Below are 16,301 nucleotides of genomic sequence, written 5' to 3' on the forward strand. Positions count from 1 at the left end.
GCCGACGCGCCGTTCAGTGCTCATGGCTCGCGCTCCCCTTGGCGAGTTCAGCCTTGACCACGAAGCTGTTCTTCTCGGCGTAGTCGTCGCCGGCCGTCAGGCCCGACGTCACCTCGACCATCGCGCCGTCGCGGCGGCCGAGAACCACGTCCCGGGCCTCGAACCGGTCGCCATCGCGGACGAACACGACGTCGCGCCCCTCGAGCGACTGCACGGCTGCGACCGAGACCGCGAGCGCTACGGGACGCTCCGCCGTGTGCAGCGCGCCGGTCGCGAACAGGCCAGGCCGGAGCCGGCCGTCGTTGGAGATCACGGCCCGGGCGAGAGCGCTCTGGGTGTCCGCCGCGCCGATCGGGGCGACGTAACCGATGGTCGCGGGGATCGGCGCGCCGCCGTCCTCGGGATCGATGCGCACCTCCTCGCCGACGGCGACCTTGGAGAGGTCGCGCCGGTAGACTGAGAAATCGACCCACAGGGTGGACAGATCCGTCACCACGAAAGCCGGCTTCTGCTCCGACACGTACTCGCCGAGCGACGCCTGCCGCTCGGTGACGACGCCCGTGATCGGCGCCTTGAGGTCGTAGCTCGTCAGGCTCTGGTTGCTCTCGATGACCGCGAGCAGATCGCCCTTCTTCACTTGGTCGCCCAAGCGCTTGGCGAGCGTGCGCACGACGCCGGGGAACCGCGGCGTCACCTGAACGGTGGCCTCCTGGTTCGCCTGCACCACGCCGTGGAGCTGCAGTTCCTCCCGAAGCGTTGCGGGCCCTGCGGTGGCGAGCTGGACGCCCGCCGCGCGGACCTTGGCGTCGTCCAGCTTCACGACGCCTTCCGGGAGTTCGTCTTCGCCCTCCGCGCCATGGCCGTGGCCCTCGTCCTTCGCGGCCCCCTTGGCGTCGACGGCGGCGACCGCCAGCGGCTTGCCGCCCGCGTCGGCCTTCGGCTTGTCGTGGCCGTGACCATCATCCTCGCCGGGCTTTCCGCCCGCGTCATGACCATGGCCGTCGTCCTTGCCGGGCGTCTCGCCCGCAGCGTGGCCGTGGCCATCGTCTTCGACGGGCGTCTCGTCCGCCCCGTGACCGTGGCCGTCGTCCGTCCCGGCGCCGGCTGGGGCCGCCGTGTCGGGACGGGGCTCGCCTCGCGTGCTCTCGGCGTACGCCTCGCCGTCACCGCCGAGCAGGCCGATATAAAGCGACAGGGCCTTGCCGGGAAGATCGGCGGGGTCGTTCTGGCCGACGTAAAGCGCGCCTGCGCCCACGATCGCGCCGACCAGCAGGGTGGCGGCGTCGCGCTTGATGGAACGGCTCACGGGCGGTCTCCTCGACCCTGGACGTTGGAGCGATCGGCGAGGGGCGCGGAGGCGGCGTCGCGGCGCGCATCGGGGCAGCGCGGCTTCAGCGCGTAGCCTTTGTAATTGTGGGTTTTTTCACCGTGCCCGTGGCCCCGGTGCTCCGGACCCATGGTGTGGTCGTGGCCGTCGCCGTCGGTGTGCCGGAACGCTCTGTCCCGAGCTTCGCAGTCCGCCCCACCCGGGCCTGCGGCGACGGCGGTCTCCGCGGCGAGGGCGCCGCCGCCCGGCGCCGCGCCGAGACCGCCAAGCATGAGAGCGACTGCCATGCATGAGGCCGAACGGGTCATGGCTTGTCTTTCGTCGACAGAACGAGGGCGGTTCCCGTCAAGCCTTCGAGGCTCGCGAGGGTGGAGTGGAAGGCGATCAGAGCGTCGATCTCCCGGAGCGACGCTTCCGAGAGCGCGGCTTGCGCGTCGAGCAGTTCCAGCAGCGTGTAGCGGCCTTCGCCGTAACCGGTGCGGATGCTCTCGTAGGCTTCGCGCGCCACGGGGAGGACATTGGCGCGGAGGAGCCGGGCCTCGTCGTAGGAGGCGCGCAGCGACTCGTAGGCGCGGCCCACCAGAATGATCAGGCCGTTGCGCGCGACGTTGCGCTCGGCGTCGGTCTTGGCGACGGTCTCCTGCGCCTCGTAGATCCCGCCCTGGTTCCGGTCGAACAGCGGCAGCGGCACGCTGAGCGATACGACCGCGGCGTTGGACTTGTCCTCCCGGTAATGCCGCCAGCCGACGCCCGCCGTGATGTCCGGCACGGCCTTGGCCTGGGCCGCGGCGAGCAACGCCCGGCGTTGCGCCTTCACGGCGGTGAAGCGAGTGATCTGGGGATTTTCCAGCGCGCGCCCCAGCAGGCGGTCGAAAGCCGGCGGCGCGCCGATACGTCTGATGTCGCCGCCGACGCGGGCGAAGGACGGCGTCGCCTCGCCGATCAGCACCGCGAGTTCGCGCCGTGCGGAGAGGAAGCCGGCCTTGGCCTTACCGAGCTCGACCCGAGCGATCTCGGTAGCGAGGCGGCCGCGCGAGATTTCGGCTCCCGACGACGCGCCGGCGTCGACCCGCTTCTGAAGCAGGGGCGTCAGGCGATCGAGATCGGCGACCTGGTCTTCGAGCTCCGCGACGCGGCGCTGCGCGCCGGCGGCGCGGGCGAAGACCTCCGCGGTCTCCGCAAGAACCTGAAGCCGCGTCGCGGCCCGGTCCCAGCGCGCTGCGTCGATCTCGGCGGACGCCGCCGCGATCCGGGCGCCGCGCTTGCCGCCGAGTTCGAACAGCTGGCTGATTTGAAGCGTGGTTTCGGCCGCGTCGAGGTTGCGCTTCGACCTGGAGCCGAACGCGTTGTCGACCTCGAACGCCAGCTCGGGGTTCGGTCGTGCGGTCGACTGGAGGCCGCGTCCCGCTGCGGCGCGGATCTCACGATCGGCGGCGGTGAGACCGGGGCTTGCGGCGACGGCGCGGTTGAGCGCCTGGGACAGCGTGAGGGTTCGCGCCGGCGGCGCGGCATGGAGCGCGGACGCCGGAAGCAGCGCGAGCGCAACCGCCAGCGCGAGCGCGCGGGATCTGACACACATGATGGGAGACCTAAACGGAACGAGCGAAGGCTAGCGCGCAGTCACACAGCCGGCACGGAGCACGTTCGGTCAGTCCCGAGGAGGAGGGAGGTCGATGAGTGGAGCGCGTCCGAGCATCGCCGGCTGGCTCGTCCAGACCGAAGCAGATCCGGCGACGGCTGGCGCGATTTCACCTGGTTGATGCAGATCCGTCAGAGCGGAACAACCATGACAGCCGTGATCTACAAGGGTGAAAGCGGAGTCAGCGCTTCCCGTTTCCTGACTTCTCTGATCCGAACCGCTGACGCCGACCGTCGCTGAGGCGTCGAGGCGCGCATAGCTCGCGGTCGCCCTGTCCCCAACGAAAGCGAACAGACAAAGCGCCACCATGATGCAGGCGCAGATATGCCCGCATGTCGCAGCCAACGCCTTCGTCACACGCTTCATCCCGACGCTTTCGATTTTCCGGTCCTCAAAGTCAAGCGCTCACCGGTCACATGGTTGCGATGAAGGACGCCTAGCGCAAAATATCCCTTGCACCCCTGTAGGGCGGGGCCTTTTTATTTATCTCGTCTTCTGAGATCCCTGCCTATCCTTGTATTCCTCGGCGTATCTGCCCGAATTTGCTCCCGATTTACGCGGCGGCACAGTCCAGATTTTGGTTGGCCACTTATTAGGGGGGACGATCCGAACGTCCCAGTAGCCATCGGCGCTAAGGGGTTTGGCGCTTGGAAACCAAGTGGATTCGGCGCGCACAGGCGATAGGGAAACGCCTGATATGAGTATCGACCCGAAGATAATCTTAAGCATATCGAATCCTTCCGAGCGGCGGGCTCGCCGCCACTCGAAAGGATAGAGGTTATCCCCCGACCACCATGTGGCGATCTCCACATCCCTCAGAACCAGTGCTGTTCGTTCATGAGCAGGCGAGCCGCCCTATGCCCGCGACGGCTGCACGCGCGAGTGGCGCAATATTGCTCGAGCCGCCGGGATACCAGCCGACGTCTGGAACATGGATGCGCGGGGCGCTCGACCATACGCAATCGTCAACGACCGCTCGCTATCTGCGGGACGCGATCGGAAAGAGCCGTCAGGTCGCGAATCTTCGCGCGGCCACAGGACGCTGAAGAACGAGGCTGAACAGGCCGTCGGGACCGCGGGAAGAACGTGGGGAACGCGAGTTCGGCGCCAGGCCGTTAACAGGCTGCAACTGCTCTGTGTTTTTGGAGCGGGCGAAGGGAATCGAACCCTCGTATGCAGCTTGGGAAGCTGCCGTTCTACCATTGAACTACGCCCGCGTCGGGCGGACCATAAGCTGGCCGCGTGCAGGCGACAAGCCGGTTTCCCCGCGGCTCCCGCTCCGGACGCGACCTCGTGATCGGGGTGCGTCGGCGCGGTTGTCGACGCCGTTCCGCGCAGGGAGTAAACGATCGGCATGCGGCGCATCGGACGCCGCTGAAGCGAAGGCGCCCATGGCCGGAACCGGGCTCACCCGTGACCAAAGCCGAAAGCGGCCCAGCGCGGCCGCGGTCGCGACCGCTCTCGGCCTTGCGGCGATGGTCGCGGCTGGCGTCGCGCTCTGGGCGGCGGAGGGCGGCTCGGTGTTCCTGGCGAACGCCTTCGCCGCGGTCATGACCTGTTTCTGAACGGAGTTCGCGCATGTCCCCCCGTACGGCGTTCTTTGCGGGCGCGGTTGTCTTCGCGCTCGGCGCGGCCGGCCTCGGCGTCGCCCTCGTGCACCTGACCTCGGGCGGCGGGGCGACCGCGACGCAAAGCTCGAGCGTCGGCGGCCCCTTCGCGCTGGTCGACCAGGACGGCGCGCCGGTGACCGAGGCCGCGTTCAAGGGCCATCCCTACATCGTGTTCTTCGGCTTCACCCACTGCCCGGACGTGTGCCCGACCGCGCTGTCCGACATCACGCAGGCCTTCGAGGCGCTCGGCGCCGACAAGGACAAGATCCGCGCGGCCTTCGTCACCGTCGACCCCGCGCGCGACACCCCCGCGGACATGAAGGCCTATCTGGCGAGCTTCTCGCCGCGGATCGTCGGGCTGACCGGCTCGCAGGAGCAGATCGACGCCACGGTGAAGGCGTTCAAGGCCTATGCCAAGAAGGCGCCCCTCGCCGGCGGGGACTACACGATGGACCACACGGCGATCGTCTACCTGATGGACCGCAACGGCGCCTTCGTGCAGCCGCTGAACCTGAAGCGCGCCCCCGACGAGGTCGCGGCAGAGCTCAAACGCTACCTCTGAACGCCGGACGCGCGGCGGGAGGACAGGCCGTGCGCCGTCTTCTCCCAATGCGTGGCGCTGTCGAACAGGATCTGCCCGAGCGCGCGCCACGCCGCGACGCCCACGAGCAGCCAGTAGATCGGCATCGTCAGCAGGTCCACGGCGAGCGACGACGGCCCGCGGCGGTCGACGCCGATCCAGCCGCAGGCGAGCCCCACGGCGTAGCCGGCGAGGAGGTTCGTCACGTGAAAGGTGGCAAGCGTCTGCTCCGCCAATGAGGCAGAAGGCGCGAGCAGAGCCCCCGTACAGAGAGCGACCAGGAGCCCCGCGACCACGGCGGGATAGGCGAGCGCCGTCGCCGCCACGCCGCCGACCACGAGATGGGCGGCGATGAACCGGCGGACCCCGAGCCGCCGCGCGAGGTCGCCCGACCGCCGGCCGTGCACGACGGCGGTCACCATGTAGCCCTTCATCCAGCGCGTGCGCTGGCGGATCCAGAGCCCCGGCGTGGCCGGCGCCTCCTCCCAGGTGACGGAATCCACCGCGCGCGTCGACCAACCGCGGCGGGCGAGCCTGAGGCCGAGATCGGCGTCTTCGGTGACGTTTCCGGCGTCCCAACCGCCGACGGTGCGCAGCGCCGCGGTCCGGAAGTGGTTGGACGTGCCGCCGAGCGGGATCGGGAGATCGAGAGCCGCGAGCGCGGGGACCACGACGTCGAACAGCGCGGCGTACTCGATGCGGAACTGCCGGGCGAGCCACCCGTCCCCATGGTTGTCGATGGCCAGCCGCGCCTGGACGCAGGCGACCGTCTCGGGACTTGTGCCGAAGGCGTCGAGCGCGCGGCGCAGCTGGTCCGGCTCGGGGCGATCCTCCGCGTCGAACACGGTCAGGAACCGGCCGCGCGCCGCCATCAGCCCGGCGTTCAACGCCCTCGGCTTGGTCTGGGGCCCGCCGGCCGGCAGTTTGAGCACCTCGATCCCCGCCCGCGGCGGACGCCCTTCGAGGGCGCCGAGCGTCTCCCGATCGTCCGCTTCCACCAGGAGCTTGATGTCGAGCTTGGCCGCCGGATAGTCCAGCCGTTCGAGCGCGTCGAGCAGATCCGGCACGATCGCCGCCTCGCGGACGAGCGCGACCAGCACGGTGTAGATCGGCAGGCTTTGCTCGGACCGAAACAGCAGCGGCCGCTCCGGTAGCGCCGGTGTCAAAGCGATCGCCAACCGGAACGCGTTCATGACGAAGAACAGCCCTCCGACCGCGGACGCGCAGGCCGCGAACACCAGGGGGCTGACGAAGGCCGCGACGACGAGGGAGGCGGCGACGATGAAAAGCAGGGTCCGTGCGCGCGCGTTGATCCTCGGCATGCCGTGCGCCACCGTGAGTTCCGGCGCAACGAGCGCCGGGCCGGTCGACGCCGCCTCCGCCAGCGCGCGCCCCGCGCAGGCGACCGCGAGATCGGCGAAATCAGCGGGTCCGAGAAGGGCGACGCGGCCGCCCTCGGCCGCGTGCAGGGCCGAAAGGCGCGCCAGGCTCGCGACCGAGACGCCCCGCGCCGCCACGACGATCACCTGTCGCGCGTCAGCGTCGCTGAGCGCGAGCGTTCCCGTCCGCATGGCGTTGGCGAAGGTCTCGGCGTCGATCGGCGCCGGCGGCGCAAGCTCGGGGACGTAAAGCGCGACGCCGAGCCCGCGCGCGAGCCGCCCGACCAGATCGCGCTCGGGAAGGAGGCCGGACGCCAGCAGCGCGTCGAAGGGTTCGCACCCCGCGTGGTCGGCGTCCGCAAGCGCTGCGAGAAGAGCGCCGGGGGCGACGCCTCCGGCCGCAAGCGCGACGAACTCCTGGGGAAGCGCGCGGACCACGCGCGCGGCCTCGAGCGCATGGAACCGTCGGGACGAACCGGGGTGCGACGTCTCAAGGCCGGCGCGCGACCGCGCCCCGCCCTCGGCGCGAGACTCCTCAGCTCCCCGCACGATACCCAGCCCCCCGGCGTTTACGCGCTTTGCAGGTGAAAAGTGTAGAATCGCTCCGAGCGAGGAGTCGAGTCCTATGCAACTTTCAGGCGCACATGCGCGCGCGATCGCCCTAGCCCTGTTCGTCGTCGGCGCATGGACGCCCGCCGCGGCCCAGACTCCTGCGCCGTCGGCGGCTGCCGACGTCGCCATTCCGCGCTTTTCCGATCCGAGGACGCGCATCGAAAAGCCCGATCTGCCCGCGGGCCGCGTTCTGAGATGGGCGACAGGCGACGACTACCCGCCGTTCCATTACGCCGACGGCGACGGCCAGCCTGCGGGCTTCGCGGTCGATCTCGCGCGCGCGATCTGCAGCGAATTGCAGGTCGCCTGCACGTTGCAGGCCTGGCGGTGGGACGCGCTGCTCGACACGATCGACAAGCGTCAGGCCGACGCCATCGTCGCCATGGTGCGGCCGACGGCCGAACTCCGCGCGCGCTTCGGCGTGTCGGAACGGTTTCACCAGACGCCGGCCCGCTTCGTGGCGCGCAACGACAAGGCGATCCCAGGCGCGACGCCGGAAGCGCTCGCCGGACGCGCGGTCGCCGTCGTCGAGGGCTCGGCGCACGAGGCCTTCCTCAAGACCTTTTTTCCCCAGGCGGTCGCAAAGCCGTTTCGGAACGCCGACGAGGCGCGGGCTGCGGTGAAAGAGGGCCGAGCGGACGCCGGCTTCGGAGACGGCGTGGCCTTGGCCTTCTGGCTGAACGGCACCGCCTCCGGCGGCTGCTGCCGCTTCATCGGAGGTCCCTTCGCGGAAAGCCGCTATTTCGGCGAGGGCGTCGGCGTTCTGGTGCGGCCGACCGACGACAAGCTGCGGCAGGCGATCGACTACGCCCTACAGCGCTTGGACGAGAACGGAGCTTATGCCGAGATCTACCTCCGGCATTTCCCCGTCAGCCTGTGGTGAGGGGCGGCGTCGATTGACGCGCGGGCGGGCGGTTTCTAGTTTCCGCCCTCTTTTACCCCTAACGCCTGCAGGCATCATGACCGTCCTCGACGCATCCGCCCTCGCCGCTCTCGCTCGCACCTCGAACGCCTGGCCGTTCGAGGAGGCGAAGAAGCTCGTCGAGCGGCTGAAGAAGCATCCGAAGGACGAACCGGTTCTGTTCGAGACCGGTTACGGTCCGTCCGGCCTGCCGCACATCGGCACCTTCGGCGAGGTGGCGCGCACCACCATGGTGCGGCATGCCTTCCGCACGCTGACGGAAGACAAGATCCCGACGCGGCTGCTGTGCTTCTCCGACGACATGGACGGCATGCGGAAGGTGCCGGACAACGTGCCGGATCCGGCCGCCCTGCAGCCCTATCTCCAGATGCCGCTGACCTCCGTGCCGAACCCGTTCGGCGGCGACTATGCGAGCTTCGGCGCGCACAACAACGCCATGCTGCGGCGGTTCCTCGACACCTTCGGCTTCGACTACGAGTTCGCCTCGGCGACCGACTACTACAAGTCCGGCAAGCTCGACGGCGTGCTGCTGAGGGCGGCGGAAAAGTACGACGCCATCATGGCCGTAATGCTGCCGACGCTGGGCGAAGAGCGGCGGGCGACCTATTCGCCCTTCCTGCCGATCTCGCCGGTCAGCGGCCGTATCCTTTATGTGCCGCTGAAGCACGTGGACGCGAAGGCGGGAACGATCACCTTCACCGACGAGGACGGCGTGGAAAAGACCGTGCCGGTCACCGGCGGTCATGTGAAGCTGCAGTGGAAGCCGGATTTCGGCGCGCGCTGGGCGGCGCTCGACGCCGACTTCGAGATGTTCGGCAAGGACCACCAGACCAACGCGCCAATCTACGACCGGATCTGCGAGATCCTGGGCGGCGTGGCTCCGCAGCATTACGTCTACGAGCTGTTCCTCGACGAGAACGGCCAGAAGATTTCGAAGTCGAAGGGCAACGGCCTGACGATCGATGAGTGGCTGACGTACGCCAGCCCGGAAAGCCTTGCGCTCTACATGTACCACAAGCCGCGCGAGGCGAAGAGGTTGCACTTCGACGTCATCCCGCGCGCGGTCGACGAGTACTTCCAGTTCCTCGGCGGCTTCGGCCGTCAGGAGCCCAAGCAGCAGCTCGGCAACCCGGTCTGGCACATTCACTCGGGCGAGCCGCCCGCGGCGGACATGCCGGTGTCCTTCGCGCTGCTGCTGAACCTTGTGTCGGCCTCGAACGCCGAGAACCGCGCCGTGCTGTGGGGCTACATCGGCCGCTACGCGCCCGGGGTGACGGCCGAGACCCATTCGAAGCTCGACGAGCTGGTGGGCTACGCGCTGCGCTACTACGAGGACCACGTGAAGCCGACCAAGCGCTTCGCGGCGCCGGACGAGGTGGAGCGGCAGGCGCTGGAAAGCCTCGACGCGGCCCTCGGCGCCCTCCCCGCCGACGCGCCGGCCGAGGATGTGCAGACGGCGCTCTACGACGTGGCGCGCGCCGTCCCGCGCTACCAGGACTTCAACGCCAAGGGCGCCACGCCGGAACGCCCCGGCGTCAGCCAGGAATGGTTCTCGGCGCTCTACAAGACGCTGATCGGCCAGGAGAAGGGCCCGCGGTTCGGCTCCTTCATCGCACTCTACGGCGTCGACGAGACCCGCGCGCTGATCCGGCGCGCGCTCGACGGCGAACTCGCCCAGGCGGCGTGAGAGGAAACGAACGATGTCCTATGGGTCCTCCGGCGCCGCGCGCTTCTTCGGCGGCTCGCCGATCGGCGTCATCCTGCGTCTGCTGTTGCTGTGCGTGATCGTCGGGCTGGTGCTGGACCAGCTCGACCTCGACGTGTTCCGCCTGCTCGACTACGCGATCGACGTCGTCCGCGACCTGATCGCCAACAGCGCCGACCTGCTGCGGACGCTGCTGCGCTACCTCATCATCGGCGCGATGGTGGTGATCCCGATCTGGCTCATCCTGCGCGTCCTCAAGATCGGCTCCGGCCGGCCCTGATCACGCGGGAACAGCGTGAAGGGTAGCGCGCGCGGTCAGCCCGGCCCCGCCGCAGCGACGGCTTGCGCGTCGACGCCGACCAGCGGCGCGAGCGAGCCGGCGCCTGCGGCCTCGATGGCCTCGGTCAGCGCCGACAGCGTGCGCCGGACCAGGCCGGGGCCCTCATAGATCAGGGCGCTGTAGAGCTCGACCAGAGTCGCGCCCGCTCGGATCTTCGCCAGCGCGTCCGCGCCCGACGCCACCCCGCCGACGCCGACCAGCGGGATGCGCCCGCCCGTGCGCAGGTACGTCTCGGCGAGCGCCCAGGTCGCGCGGCGGAACAGCGGCGCGCCGGACAGCCCGCCGGTTTCCCCGGCCGCCGCCGAGCGCAGCGTTGCTGGACGCGCAAGCGTGGTGTTCGAGACGACCAGCCCGTCGAGCCCACGGTCGAGCGCGACCTGCGCCACGTCGTCGAGGCCGTAGAGGTCGAGGTCGGGCGCGATCTTCAGCAGCACCGGCCGGCGCCGGCCGGCGCGGGCCGCCGCCGCGTCGCGGGCGTCGAGAACGCGCGCCACGAGATCGTCGAGCGCCGCTTTCGCCTGCAGATCGCGCAAGCCCGGCGTGTTGGGCGACGAGACGTTGACCACGAAGAACGACGCGACCTCGGCGAAGGTCTCGACGCCGGCGACGTAGTCCGCGGTGCGGTCGGCGGAGTCCTTGTTGGCGCCGACGTTGACGCCCACGACCCCCGGCCGCCCCGCGCGCCGCGTCAGCCGGCCCAGCGCCGCCGCCGCGCCGTCGTTGTTGAAGCCCATGCGGTTGACGATCGCGCGGTCCTCGCTGAGCCGGAACAGGCGCGGCTTCGGATTGCCGGCCTGAGGCTTCGGGGTGACCGAGCCGATCTCCACGAAGCCGAAGCCCAGCGCCAGCATGGCGTCCGGGACCTTGGCGTCCTTGTCGAGGCCGGCCGCGAGGCCGACCGGGTTCGGGAAGCGGAGGCCGAACGCCTCGACCGCGAGCCGGGGATCGTTCGCCGGAGCGCGCTGCGCAGGCATCCGCTCCAGCGCGGCGAGCGTCGCCGTGTGGGCGGTTTCGGCGTCGATCGCATGCAGCGCGACGCGGGCGAGCGGCCAGAGCGGGCCGATCACGCCGGGGTCTCCTCGAACGACGCCGGGGGAAAGGCGTGGCTTCCGCCGGCGTCCAGCGGCAGCGGGGCGACCCAGCGCACTGCGTCGAGCCCGAGCGGCGCGTAGAGATGCGGGAACAGCGCCCCGCCGCGGGACGGCTCCCACTTGAGGGCTGGCCCGAGCGCGCCGGCGTCGACCGCGATCAGCAGCAGGTCGTCCTGGCCGGCGAAGTGCTTGGCGGCGGTCTCCCGCGCCTGGGCGGCGGTCGAGAAATGGATGTAGCCGTCCGCGAGGTCCACCGGCGCTCCGTCGAAACGGCCGGCCGCCTCCGCCTCGCGCCACAGCGCGGCGGGCGCGATCTTGTAGATCAAATCAGGCGTCATGATCGATCGACCCTTGGACGGCGCCGGCACGGAACGCACCCCGACGTGCGGCGTTGAGGCACCACGACGCCTTGCGGTGGATTAAAGCCGCGAGGACGCGCTCGCAAGGCCGGCCGCCCGCAGAATGTCGCTGGACACGGGGCGTAAAAGGTACTAATTCCTATCGAAACGACGTCCGAGACGCCGTTTCGACACGGTGGAGTCCGATGTCATGCTGGGCCACGGCCAGATCTGGGCGGCGATAGACGCGTTGGCGGCCAAGAACGGGCTGTCGGCGTCAGGGCTTGCGCGGCGATCGGGCCTCGACCCCACCACCTTCAACCGCTCGAAGCGCATCGCCGCCGACGGACGGCCGCGGTGGCCCTCCACCGAATCGATCGCGAAGGCCCTCGACGCCACCGCGACCAATCTCGACAGCTTCATGGGCCTTCTGACCGACGGCGCCGCCGCGCCGCGCCGGCATGTGCCGCTGATCGGCCTCGCCCAGGCCGGCGAAGGCGGCTATTTCGACGACGCCGGTTTTCCCGTCGGCCAGGGCTGGGACGAGATCGAGCTTCCCGGCGCCGACCGCGAGAACGTCTATGCGCTTGAGATCGCCGGCGACTCGATGTCGCCGGTCTACCGCGACGGCGACGTCGTGCTGGTCTCGCCCGGTGCGGCGGTGCGCCGGGGCGACCGTGTGATCGTGCGCACAACAGGCGGCGAGGTTCTCGCCAAGGAACTCGCCCGCTCGACCGCCAAGCAGGTCGAGTTGAGGTCGATCAACCCGGCGCATCCCGACCGCACCCTGCCGACGTCCGAAGTCGCCTGGATCGCCCGCATCGTCTGGGCCAGCCAGTAGCGCGCGCCTCGTCGACGGTCCCGTAACCTCAACACAGGGAAGGTCGCCATGCAGGTGGCGTTTCTCGGGCTCGGCACGATGGGCGCGCCGATGGCCGCCAATCTGGCGAAGGCGGGCGTGGCCCTACGGGTGTGGAACCGTTCGGAGGGCCCTGCGGCCCGGCTTGCGGAGGTCGGCGCGGAGCCCGCGGCGAGCCCGGCCGAGGCCGCCCACGGAGCGGACGTGCTGATCGCCATGCTCGCGGACGACGCCGCCACGAAGGCGGTCCTGCTCGACGGCGGCGCGCTCGAGGCGCTGGCGCCGGGCGCGCTGCTCGTGAACATGGCGACGGTCGCGGTCGCCTTCGGCGCGTCGCTCGCCGACCAGGCCGAAAGATGCGGCGTCGCCTATGTGGCGGCGCCCGTGCTGGGCCGGGTGAACGTCGCGGAGGCCGGCGAACTCAACATCCTCGCCGGCGGACGCGCCGACGCCATCGACCGCGCGCAGCCGCTGTTCGACGTCATGGGCCGCAAGACCTGGCGCTTCGGCGAGCGGCCCGAACAGGCGAACGCGGTGAAGCTCGCGGTCAATTTCATGCTGGCCAGCGCCATCGAGACCATGGGCGAGGCCGCGTCGCTCGCCGAAGGCCACGGCGTCTCGGGCGCCGACTTTCTCGCGATGGCGACCTCGACCGTGTTCGCGGCGCCCGCCTATCAGGGCTATGGCGCGGCGATCGCTTCGGGGACGTTCGAGCCGGCGGGCTTCAAGCTGTCGCTCGGGCTCAAGGACGTCCGGCTCGCTCTCGAAGCCGCGGAGGCGGCCCGGACGCCGATGCTCTTCGCCGCCGTGCTACGGGACAATCTCATCGACGGCGTCGCGCATGGCGAGGGCGATCTCGACTGGGCTGCGCTTGCGAAGGTCGCCGCTCGCCGCGCCGGGCGTCTCTGACCCCACCCCAAAGATACGCGCGGCGGTCTCGCCGCGCGCGTTGCGCTATCCAGGCCCTCCCTCGCAACACATCTTCCGACGGCCGCGCGATCGACGTCGCCAATCAGCCGATTTCCTTCCGACATCACAGCATTACTGCGGCGATGAAATCGCTGGGGCGGCCCGCGAAGCGGCCTTCCCTGGCATGCCAGCGCAGGATATGGATGGCGTACGGTCGTTCGCGACGAGGGCGTGCGCCGAAAGTCGCATCGTGCCTTGGAGAGATTCAAGGGCATCTTGCGCCGTCGGTTTTGCGCCCGCGCGACGCCGAGGCGTTTGCGCGCGCTCAGCGCCTCCGGCTCCTGCGCCGTAAACGTTGATTACGACCAATCGGTCAGCCTAGAAGTTTTTCTGAATGACAACACTAGGTTGACTGAATTCACCAGAATATGCGGCGGTTTTATCGTCCAAACGACCACGTGACCAGCTGTCGCATAGTTCTTTCTCACTCTGATCTCTATTCTGCGCGCCAACAATGCGCTTAGGAGGAAACAATGGCGAGACGCCCCGGCAAGAACTTCCTGTTCGTCCCCGGCCCGACGAACGTCCCGGAGCGGGTGCTCCGCGCGATGGTCGTGTCGCAGGAAGACCACCGCTCGCCGATCTTTCCCGAGCTGACCAAGCCGCTCTATGAGGGCCTAAAGAAGGTCTTCAAGACGAAGGACGGTCAGGTCTTCATCTTCCCGTCCTCCGGCACCGGCGGCTGGGAAGCGGCGCTCACCAACACGCTCGCCCCCGGCGACAAGGTGCTGACGGCACGCTTCGGCCAGTTCTCGCACCTCTGGACCGACATGGCCCAGCGCCTCGGCCTGGACGTGCAGATCCAGGAAGAGGAGTGGGGCACGGGCGCCCACGAGGAGAAGATCGAGGAGGCTCTCGTCGCGGACACCGCGCATGAGATCAAGGCCGTCATGGTCGTCCACAACGAGACCGCGACCGGCGTCACCTCCAACATCGGCGCCATCCGCAAGGCGATGGACGCCGCCAAGCACCCGGCGCTGCTGTTCGTCGACTCGGTCTCGGGCCTCGGCTCGATCGATTTCCGCTTCGACGAGTGGAAGGTCGACTGCGCCGTCTCCGGCTCGCAGAAGGGCCTGATGCTGCCGGCCGGCCTCGGCTTCGTCTGCGTCAGCCAGCAGGCGCTGAACCTCCGGAAGAACTCGAAGCTCAACAAGGTCTATTTCGACTTCCAGGACCAGATCAACACCAACCCGTCCGGCTACTTCCCCTACACGCCGGCGACCCCGCTGCTGCACGGCCTGCGCGAGTCGCTGCAGTGCATCGAGGACGAGGGCCTGGAGCAGATCTTCCGCCGCCATCACGTGCTGGCCGAAGCCACCCGCAAGGCCGTCGACGCCTGGGGCCTCAAGCTCTGCGCGAAGTCGCCGCGTTGGCACTCCGACACCGTGTCGGCGATCCTGGCTCCGGAGGGCATCGACGCGGCGAAGATCATTCGCCACGCCTATGACCGCTACAATCTGGCGCTCGGCGCGGGCCTCTCGAAGGTCGCGGGCCGCGTCTTCCGCATCGGCCACATCGGCGACCTGAACGAGCTCATGCTGCTGGGCGCGATCGCGGGCGCGGAAATGTCGATGCTCGACAACGGCGTGAAGATCAAGGCCGGCTCCGGCGTCGGCGCCGCGCAGGACTACCTGCGCGACAACCCGATCGAGGCCCAGGCCGCGGCTCCCAAGGCGGCCTGACCTGACGTGAAGCGACCGGGCGCGCTGGACAGAGCGCGCCCGGTCGTCATTCTGCCACGGTCAAAAACGCCCGAGTCCCGACGGGGGAACGCTCCCGCGCGGACCGGCGCATGGGGAGCGCAATGACGCACAAGATCGTCTTTCTGGACCGCGAAAGCCTCGACGCCAACGTGCGCGCGCCGAGCTTTCCGCATGAGTACGTGGAGCATCAGTCCACCTGGACGCCCGACGAGATCGTCGAGCGCCTGAAGGACGCCGACATCGCCCTGATCAACAAGGTGCCGATGCGGGCCGACGTTCTGAAGCAGCTGCCGAAGCTCAAACTGATCGCCGTCGCCGCCACCGGCACAGACGTGGTCGACAAGGCCCAGGCCAAGGCGCAGGGCATCGTCGTCTCGAACATCCGGAACTACGCCTTCAACACCGTGCCGGAGCACGTGATCGGCCTGATCTTCGCGCTGCGGCGCGCGATCGTGCCCTACGCGAACTCGGTGAAGCGCGGCGACTGGAACAAGTCGCAGCAGTTCTGCTACTTCGACTATCCGATCTACGACGTCGCCGGCTCCACGCTCGGCATCGTCGGCTACGGCGCGCTCGGCAAGTCGATCGGCAAGCGCGCGGAAGCGCTCGGCATGAAGATCCTGCCCTACGACGTCTTCCCGCAGGACGGCCTGGTCGACTTCGAGACCGTGCTGACCCAGTCCGACATCATCACCATTCACGTGCCGCTCACGCCCGACACCAAGAACCTGTTCGGGGCGGAGCAGTTCAAGAAGATGAAGAACAGCGCCATCCTCATCAACACCGCCCGCGGCGGGCTGGTGGACGAGGCGGCCCTGCTCGAGGCGCTGAAGTCGGGCGAGATCGGCGGCGCGGGCTTCGACGTGGTGGCGCAGGAGCCCCCGAAGGACGGCAACATTCTGTGCGACGCCGACCTGCCGAACCTCATCGTCACCCCGCACGTCGCGTGGGCGTCGAAGCAGGCCATGCAGATCCTCGCCGACCAGCTGATCGACAACGTCGAGAACTTCGTCGCCGGCAAGCCGTCGAACGTCGTGGAGTGAAGCCCGCCGCGTAGAGCGCCCGAACCTCCGCCGTCATGCCCGTCTTCGGGCATCCACGACTTGGGGTTGGGAGGCGCTCTACGTCGCAGTCGTGGATGCCCGAAGACGGGCATGACCGGCGGGTGAGGAAACGGCGTTGCTCGTACGCCCCTGCGGCGCGAGCGATCAAACAAGACAGCCCGAA

15 protein-coding genes and 1 tRNA gene are annotated in these 16,301 nt (G+C 69.2%); 9 read left to right on the forward strand and 7 right to left on the reverse strand.

Annotated elements, in window-relative coordinates:
- Window positions 1–13: 13 nt before the first annotated feature.
- The 4 genes from ihpB to JOD31_RS06290 form a co-directional block, all read right to left on the reverse strand.
- Window positions 14–1,306: a divalent metal ion exporter adaptor subunit IhpB gene (gene ihpB, locus JOD31_RS06275; RefSeq protein WP_428980900.1), complete on the reverse strand. Its 1,293-nt coding sequence runs from the start codon at window positions 1,304–1,306 to the stop codon at window positions 14–16.
- Window positions 1,303–1,614, reverse strand: coding sequence for a hypothetical protein (locus JOD31_RS06280; RefSeq protein ID WP_204949462.1), 312 nt, complete (start codon window positions 1,612–1,614; stop codon window positions 1,303–1,305). Before JOD31_RS06280 ends, ihpB begins: the two co-directional genes overlap by 4 nt.
- A 17-nt stretch (window positions 1,615–1,631) precedes the next feature.
- Window positions 1,632–2,906, reverse strand: a complete 1,275-nt coding sequence (locus tag JOD31_RS06285; RefSeq protein WP_204949463.1) for a TolC family protein — start codon at window positions 2,904–2,906, stop codon at window positions 1,632–1,634.
- Window positions 2,907–4,109: 1,203 nt separating this feature from the next.
- A tRNA-Gly gene (locus tag JOD31_RS06290) sits at window positions 4,110–4,183 on the reverse strand.
- 174 nt (window positions 4,184–4,357) lie between these two features.
- Between JOD31_RS06290 and JOD31_RS06295 the strand changes: the two genes are divergently transcribed.
- Together JOD31_RS06295 and JOD31_RS06300 are read left to right on the forward strand one after the other, a co-directional pair.
- A complete protein-coding gene (locus JOD31_RS06295) occupies window positions 4,358–4,531 on the forward strand; it encodes a hypothetical protein (protein ID WP_204949464.1) in 174 nt (57 codons plus the stop codon).
- 13 nt (window positions 4,532–4,544) lie between these two features.
- On the forward strand, window positions 4,545–5,138 hold the full coding sequence (locus JOD31_RS06300; RefSeq protein WP_204949465.1) for an SCO family protein: 594 nt from the start codon (window positions 4,545–4,547) through the stop codon (window positions 5,136–5,138).
- On the opposite strand, the gene JOD31_RS06305 is transcribed toward JOD31_RS06300, so the two are convergent.
- Window positions 5,129–6,973, reverse strand: a complete 1,845-nt coding sequence (locus JOD31_RS06305; RefSeq protein WP_271206104.1) for a glycosyltransferase — start codon at window positions 6,971–6,973, stop codon at window positions 5,129–5,131. The two genes, JOD31_RS06300 and JOD31_RS06305, sit on opposite strands and share 10 nt — an antisense overlap.
- Window positions 6,974–7,160: 187 nt before the next feature.
- On the opposite strand from JOD31_RS06305, the gene JOD31_RS06310 reads away from it, so the two are divergent.
- The 3 genes from JOD31_RS06310 to JOD31_RS06320 all read left to right on the forward strand — a co-directional run bounded on the left by JOD31_RS06310 (window position 7,161) and on the right by JOD31_RS06320 (window position 10,054).
- Window positions 7,161–8,030 carry a transporter substrate-binding domain-containing protein gene (locus tag JOD31_RS06310; protein WP_204949467.1) on the forward strand — a complete coding sequence of 290 codons (870 nt, stop codon included), beginning with the start codon at window positions 7,161–7,163 and terminating at the stop codon, window positions 8,028–8,030.
- A gap of 76 nt (window positions 8,031–8,106) precedes the next feature.
- A complete protein-coding gene (locus tag JOD31_RS06315) occupies window positions 8,107–9,756 on the forward strand; it encodes a lysine--tRNA ligase (protein ID WP_204949468.1) in 1,650 nt (549 codons plus the stop codon).
- 13 nt (window positions 9,757–9,769) lie between these two features.
- The gene (locus tag JOD31_RS06320; RefSeq protein ID WP_204949469.1) at window positions 9,770–10,054 is read left to right on the forward strand and encodes a DUF6460 domain-containing protein; all 285 of its coding nucleotides are present in this window, start codon (window positions 9,770–9,772) and stop codon (window positions 10,052–10,054) included.
- Between the two features lie 35 nt (window positions 10,055–10,089).
- Here JOD31_RS06320 and JOD31_RS06325 read toward each other — a convergent pair whose 3' ends face one another.
- A complete protein-coding gene (locus JOD31_RS06325) occupies window positions 10,090–11,181 on the reverse strand; it encodes a quinone-dependent dihydroorotate dehydrogenase (RefSeq protein ID WP_204949470.1) in 1,092 nt (363 codons plus the stop codon).
- The gene (locus JOD31_RS06330; RefSeq protein ID WP_204949471.1) at window positions 11,178–11,543 is read right to left on the reverse strand and encodes a DUF952 domain-containing protein; all 366 of its coding nucleotides are present in this window, start codon (window positions 11,541–11,543) and stop codon (window positions 11,178–11,180) included. Before JOD31_RS06330 ends, JOD31_RS06325 begins: the two co-directional genes overlap by 4 nt.
- A 211-nt stretch (window positions 11,544–11,754) precedes the next feature.
- Here JOD31_RS06330 and JOD31_RS06335 point away from each other — a divergent pair, with 211 nt between their 5' ends.
- The 4 genes from JOD31_RS06335 (at window position 11,755) to JOD31_RS06350 (ending at window position 16,117) form a co-directional block, all read left to right on the forward strand.
- Window positions 11,755–12,384, forward strand: coding sequence for a S24 family peptidase (locus JOD31_RS06335; protein ID WP_204949472.1), 630 nt, complete (start codon window positions 11,755–11,757; stop codon window positions 12,382–12,384).
- Between the two features lie 48 nt (window positions 12,385–12,432).
- Window positions 12,433–13,311, forward strand: coding sequence for an NAD(P)-dependent oxidoreductase (locus tag JOD31_RS06340; protein ID WP_204949473.1), 879 nt, complete (start codon window positions 12,433–12,435; stop codon window positions 13,309–13,311).
- A gap of 533 nt (window positions 13,312–13,844) precedes the next feature.
- Window positions 13,845–15,053, forward strand: coding sequence for an aminotransferase class V-fold PLP-dependent enzyme (locus JOD31_RS06345; RefSeq protein ID WP_020188076.1), 1,209 nt, complete (start codon window positions 13,845–13,847; stop codon window positions 15,051–15,053).
- A gap of 122 nt (window positions 15,054–15,175) precedes the next feature.
- Window positions 15,176–16,117, forward strand: a complete 942-nt coding sequence (locus tag JOD31_RS06350) for a D-2-hydroxyacid dehydrogenase (RefSeq protein ID WP_204949474.1) — start codon at window positions 15,176–15,178, stop codon at window positions 16,115–16,117.
- Window positions 16,118–16,301 lie beyond the last annotated feature (184 nt).

The sequence above is a fragment of the Methylopila capsulata genome (genome assembly GCF_016907975.1).
Lineage (GTDB): Bacteria > Pseudomonadota > Alphaproteobacteria > Rhizobiales > Methylopilaceae > Methylopila > Methylopila capsulata.